This window comes from Streptomyces geranii (assembly GCF_002954775.1).
Lineage (GTDB): Bacteria > Actinomycetota > Actinomycetes > Streptomycetales > Streptomycetaceae > Streptomyces > Streptomyces geranii.
This window is the reverse complement of sequence record NZ_PJME01000102.1, coordinates 1-5491: the sequence shown is the minus strand read 5'-3', so window position 1 is coordinate 5491 and position 5491 is coordinate 1. Positions and strand designations below refer to the sequence as shown.

Below are 5491 nucleotides of genomic sequence, written 5' to 3'. Positions count from 1 at the left end.
CCCCGCCCCGAACACCGACTGCGCCGAAGCGATCAAGGCGAAGGCGACCACCGTCCCGAGCACCCCCACCTCCCCGAGCCGCCCGAAATCCGCCGCCTCGGGCAGCCGTACGACGGCCGACAACCCCCGCACCTCGACCCGCCGCACGTCCAGGTCGAACACCCAGGTCACCCCAGCCGCCAGCGCCACCGCGACGAACGCCCCGGGCAGCAGCCGCGCCCCCCACCCCCAGCACCGCCACAGCAGCAGTACGACCACGGTGCCGCCCCCGACGGCCAGCGCCACGGCATCGGCGGCACCGGGAAGCGCGAGCAGCCCGCCCACCTTTCCCAGCGCACCCGCGGGTGCGCTCACCTCGCCCATGGCGTACAGCTGTCCTGCGACCAGCACGATCCCGATCCCGGCGAGCATCCCCTGGACGACCGCCACGGACACGGCCCGGAACCAGCGCCCGAGCCGTAACGCCCCGAGCGCGAGCTGCACCAGCCCGGCGGCGAGCACGATCACGCCGAGTACCGCGAGCCCGTACGCTCGCACTGCCTCGTAGACGAGGACGACCAGCCCCGCCGCCGGCCCGCTCACCCGAAGGCCGCTGCCGGGCAGCAGCCCCGCGACCAGCGCCCCGACGATCCCGGTGACCAGCCCCAGTTCGGCGGGCACCCCGGAGGCGACGGCGACGCCGACGCACAGCGGCAGCGCGAACAGGAACAAGCGCATGACGAACGCACCTCCGGCGACGAACGGAAAGCGAGCGGAAGCAGTGCACGGCGAATGACATCCATTGTCGGCAAGCCGGACGAACAGGACACCCCCTTCGCACGGCCCCCGCCCGGGAACCGGAGTCAAAGGAAGCCCCCGGAGTCACCCGAACCGGACGCTCCCCCTCCGATCACCCCACCACGCGCCTGCGCCCCCATCGGGCCCCGTCGGCCCGCCAAGCCGCCGCAAGCCGCCGCCACGAACCGCCGCGACGAACCGCCTTGACGGCCTCCCCGCCCGGGAGCATTATTCATCACATGATGAATTACAGCGCCTCTCCACCGGAGAGGGCCGTCCGAGCCCAAGACCTCACCGTCGTACGAGGCACCCGAAAGGTCCTGCACGCCCTCGACTTCACCGTCCCGCGCGGCCAGATCACCGGCCTCCTCGGCCCCTCCGGCTGCGGAAAATCGACCCTCATGCGGGCGATCGTCGGCACCCAGGCCAAGGTCACCGGCACCCTGGAGGTGCTCGGGCAGCCCGCCGGCCACGCCACCCTCCGCAGCCGGATCGGCTACGTGACGCAGGCCCCCTCGGTCTACGACGACCTGACGGTCCGGCAGAACCTCGCCTACTTCGCCGCCGTCCTCGACCCCGGCCGCGCAGCCGCCGACCGCCGCCAGGAGAACGTCACCCGCGCCATCGCAGACGTGGACCTCACCACCCGCGCCGACGCCCTCGTGGGCAACCTCTCCGGCGGCCAGCGCAGCCGCGTCTCCCTGGCCGTCGCCCTCCTCGGCGCCCCCGAACTCCTGGTCCTGGACGAACCGACGGTCGGCCTGGACCCCGTACTGCGCCGCGACCTGTGGGCGCTCTTCCACACCATCGCGTCGACGCGGGGAGCGACGTTCCTCATCTCCTCCCACGTCATGGACGAGGCCGAACGCTGCCACCGCCTCCTCCTCATGCGCGACGGCGAACTCCTGGCCGACGACACCCCCGACGCCCTGCGCACCCGCACCGGCGCGGAGACGGTGGAAGAGGCCTTCCTGCACCTGGTGGACGAGGCGAAGAAGCCGCAGCCGAACACGAAGAGGAAGCAACCCCAGTGACCACGACCACGCCGACCCCCGCGCCCGCCCCCACCCCTGCCCCCGCGCCCGTCCCCACGTCGACGGCCGCCCTGAACCCCTCCCGCACGCTGGCCACCGCCGCCCGGGTGCTGTCCCAGCTCCGCCACGACCCCCGCACGATCGTGATGCTGATCGTGCTCCCGAGCCTGCTCCTGCTCCTCCTCCGCTACGTCTTCGACGGCAGCGAGCGCACGTTCGACGGCATCGGCGCCTCGCTCCTCGGGATCTTCCCGCTCATCACGATGTTCCTGGTCACCTCGATCGCCACTCTCCGCGAACGCACCTCGGGCACCCTCGAACGCCTCCTGGCCATGCCCCTCGGCAAGGGCGACCTCATCGCGGGCTACGCCCTGGCCTTCGGAGTCCTGGCGATCATCCAGTCGGCCCTCGCCACCGGCCTCGCCGTCTGGCTCCTGGGCCTCGACGTGACCGGCTCCCCCTGGCTCCTCCTCCTGGTGGCCCTCCTCGACGCCCTCCTGGGCACCGCCCTGGGCCTCTTCGTCTCGGCCTTCGCGTCGTCGGAGTTCCAGGCGGTCCAGTTCATGCCGGCGGTGATCTTCCCCCAGCTGCTCCTCTGCGGCCTCTTCACTCCCCGCGACAACATGCACCCGGTCCTGGAGGCCATCTCGGACGTCCTCCCCATGTCCTACGCCGTGGACGGCATGAACGAGGTCCTCACCCACACGGACATCACCGCGAACTTCGTACGGGACACCCTGATCGTCGCGGCCTGCGCCCTCCTGGTCCTCACCCTGGGCGCGGCAACCCTCCGCCGCCGCACCCCTTAGACATTCAAGACATCCCAGATATCTCAAGACATCCCACTGGGCATCCCGCCCACCGGACAACCACCCCACCCCCCACCGCCCGATGGGAGGATGACCCCGGACGACGCAACCTCCGGAGGACACCGCACCATGGCCCAGAAAGTCGCAGTCCTAGGCACCGGCAAGATCGGCGAGGCCCTGCTCAGCGGAATGATCCGGGCGGGCTGGGCCCCGGCCGACCTCCTGGTCACCGCCCGCCGCCCGGAACGGGCTGAGGAACTCCGTACCCGCTACGGCGTCACCCCGGTCACCAACCCGGAGGCCGCGAAGACCGCCGACACCCTGATCCTCACGGTCAAACCGCAGGACATGGGCACCCTCCTCGACGAACTCGCCCCCCACGTCCCCGCCGACCGCCTGATCATCAGCGGCGCGGCCGGCATCCCGACCTCCTTCTTCGAGGCCCGCCTCGCCACCGGTACCCCGGTCGTCCGCGTCATGACGAACACCCCGGCCCTGGTCGACGAGGCCATGTCGGTCATCTCGGCCGGCAGCCACGCCACCGCCGCCCACCTCGCCCACACCGAGGAGATCTTCGGCGCGGTCGGCAAGACCCTCCGGGTCCCCGAGTCCCAGCAGGACGCCTGCACGGCGCTCTCGGGCTCGGGCCCGGCGTACTTCTTCTACCTGGTCGAGGCCATGACGGACGCCGGCATCCTGCTCGGCCTGCCCCGCGACAAGGCCCACGACCTGATCGTCCAGTCCGCGATCGGCGCCGCCGTGATGCTCCGCGACAGCGGCGAACACCCCGTGAAGCTCCGCGAGAACGTCACCTCCCCCGCGGGCACCACGATCAACGCCATCCGCGAACTGGAGAACCACGGCGTACGAGCCGCCCTGATCGCCGCCCTGGAAGCCGCCCGGGACCGCAGTCGAGCCCTGGCCTCGGGCAACAACACCTGACACCGGCGGCAGCGGGCCCCTAACGAGCCCCGGTAGGCACCACGGTCCCGGCGGGGAGCAGCCCGATCGCCCGATAGGCGGCATCGACGGTGGGCCGGGCCAGCCCCCGAGCCCGCTCGGCCCCGTCCCGCAGCACGCCCTCCACGAACGCGGGATCGGCACACAACTCCTTGTGCCGCTCCCGCAGGGGCCGCAACACCTCGACCACGGCCTCAGCGGTGTCCCGCTTCAATTCCCCGTAAGACCCGTACGCACCACCGCCACCCAACTCCACCGGATCCCCACCCGTACAGGCGGCCAGAATCTCCAGCAGATTCGCGACACCGGGCCGCCCCTGCGGGTCGTACTCGACACCCCGCCCGCTGTCGGTGACAGCCCGCATGACCTTCCGCCTGACCACATCGGGCTCATCGAGCAGATAGACGATCCCCGGCCCGACGTCCTCGCTCTTCCCCATCTTCGACGCCGGCTCCTGCAGATTCATGACCCGCGCCCCCACCGCCGGCCGCGTGGCCCGCGGCACCACGAACGTCTGCCCGTACCGCTGGTTGAACCGCACGGCCAGATCCCGGGTCAGCTCGACATGCTGAGCCTGATCGTCCCCGACCGGCACCTCGTCGGCCCCGTAGGCCAGGATGTCCGCCGCCATCAGCACGGGATACGTCAGCAAGGACAGCCGCACACTCCCACCCCGTGACCGCTCCCGCACGGCTTTCTCCTTGTACTGGATCATCCGCCGCATCTCCCCGTCGGAGGCGACACACTCCAGCACGTACGACAGCCGCGTGTGCTCGTCCACGTGACTCTGTACGAAGACGCTGCACAGCTCCGGATCGAGCCCCGAGGCCAGCAACAGCGTGGCCGCCTGCCGACTGAGCCGACGTACGCGCGCGGGATCGTGGTCCACGGTCAGCGCGTGCAGATCGACGATGCAGAACAGCGAGTCGGCCCGGTGCTGGTCCACCGCGGCCCACCGCCGCATGGCTCCCAGGTAGTTCCCCAGCGTCAGATGCCCGGTCGGCTTGACCCCACTGAAGACCCGTGTCATCTCTTCCCCATCTCCTGAACTCCCGGTCGAGACCACCGCACCCGGCCGGCCGACCCCTCAGGAGGGAGAAACAACAACGGCCGCCGAGGCGGCGGCCGTTGAGTACATACGTGTGTACGGCCGCCGTCAGGCGGCCCACCACTGCTGGGTGCACGTACGCGTAGTCATGGGCACGAGAGTACGCCGCAGGGTGCCCCGCCGACACCGAGTTGACACACTCCAGACGCCTACGTAGTGTTCTCCGAGTTGTCCGACGTGAGCGCCGACCCCGGTCGGTCCCCGGACAGCCATTCCGCAGGTACCCAGCAATGGCCGACGACCTGTCGTCGTGCCCTTGGCATGTCATTGGCATGCGTATTCGCGAAATGAGGAATCCGCGTTCGAAAGGACGCAGCCCCCGATTAGCTCGGGAGCACGGAATCCGCTAAAGTCTCACTCGTCGGAACGGCCCAACAGCCGGGAAGGCGAAACCCGCTGACTGGGAATCAGGCCCGAAAGGATCTGATAGAGTCGGAAACGCAAGACAGCAAGACAGTAGGATCTGAAAGGCCGAAGGGAAACTGCCCGGAGGAAAGCCTGAGAGAGTCTCTTGGGTGAGTACGAAGGAAGCGTCCGTTCCTTGAGAACTCAACAGCGTGCCAAAAATCAACGCCAGATATGTTGATACCCCGTCCACCGCATTGTGTGGTGGTCGAGGTTCCTTTGATGCAGTAAACACAGCGAGGACGCTGTGAACGGTCGGGCTTATTCCGCCTGACTGTTCCGCTCTCGTGGTGTGCACCCGATTACGGGTAATCATTCACGGAGAGTTTGATCCTGGCTCAGGACGAACGCTGGCGGCGTGCTTAACACATGCAAGTCGAACGATGAACCCGCTTCGG

Annotated in this window: 5 protein-coding genes and 1 rRNA gene; 4 read left to right on the top strand and 2 right to left on the bottom strand. The window is 69.3% G+C overall.

Features of this window, described 5'->3' with window-relative positions:
* On the bottom strand, positions 1 to 717 hold a 717-nt coding region (locus tag CW359_RS44815; RefSeq protein WP_198655624.1), incomplete at its 3' end, for a SulP family inorganic anion transporter.
* A gap of 299 nt (positions 718 to 1016) precedes the next feature.
* On the opposite strand from CW359_RS44815, the gene CW359_RS44810 reads away from it, so the two are divergent.
* The 3 genes from CW359_RS44810 (at position 1017) to proC (ending at position 3562) form a co-directional block, all read left to right on the top strand.
* A complete protein-coding gene (locus CW359_RS44810; protein ID WP_105976025.1) occupies positions 1017 to 1811 on the top strand; it encodes an ABC transporter ATP-binding protein in 795 nt (264 codons plus the stop codon).
* The gene (locus CW359_RS44805) at positions 1808 to 2620 is read left to right on the top strand and encodes an ABC transporter permease (protein WP_105976024.1); all 813 of its coding nucleotides are present in this window, start codon (positions 1808 to 1810) and stop codon (positions 2618 to 2620) included. The genes CW359_RS44810 and CW359_RS44805 overlap by 4 nt, the downstream gene beginning before the upstream one ends.
* Before the next feature lie 129 nt (positions 2621 to 2749).
* The gene (gene proC / locus CW359_RS44800; protein ID WP_105976023.1) at positions 2750 to 3562 is read left to right on the top strand and encodes a pyrroline-5-carboxylate reductase; all 813 of its coding nucleotides are present in this window, start codon (positions 2750 to 2752) and stop codon (positions 3560 to 3562) included.
* A 19-nt stretch (positions 3563 to 3581) separates the two neighbouring features.
* Here proC and trpS read toward each other — a convergent pair whose 3' ends face one another.
* Complete coding sequence (gene trpS / locus CW359_RS44795; protein WP_105976022.1) at positions 3582 to 4610, bottom strand: tryptophan--tRNA ligase; 1029 nt, start codon at positions 4608 to 4610, stop codon at positions 3582 to 3584.
* Between the two features lie 798 nt (positions 4611 to 5408).
* Between trpS and CW359_RS44785 the strand changes: the two genes are divergently transcribed.
* Positions 5409 to 5491: ribosomal RNA gene (locus CW359_RS44785) — 16S ribosomal RNA — on the top strand; the annotation flags it as partial.

Coding starts and splice junctions, on each gene's coding strand:
- CW359_RS44810 (WP_105976025.1), top strand. CDS start 1,017: ATGATGAATTACAGCGCCTCTCCACCGGAGAGGGCCGTCCGAGCCCAA.
- proC (WP_105976023.1), top strand. CDS start 2,750: ATGGCCCAGAAAGTCGCAGTCCTAGGCACCGGCAAGATCGGCGAGGCC.
- trpS (WP_105976022.1), bottom strand. CDS start 4,610: ATGACACGGGTCTTCAGTGGGGTCAAGCCGACCGGGCATCTGACGCTG.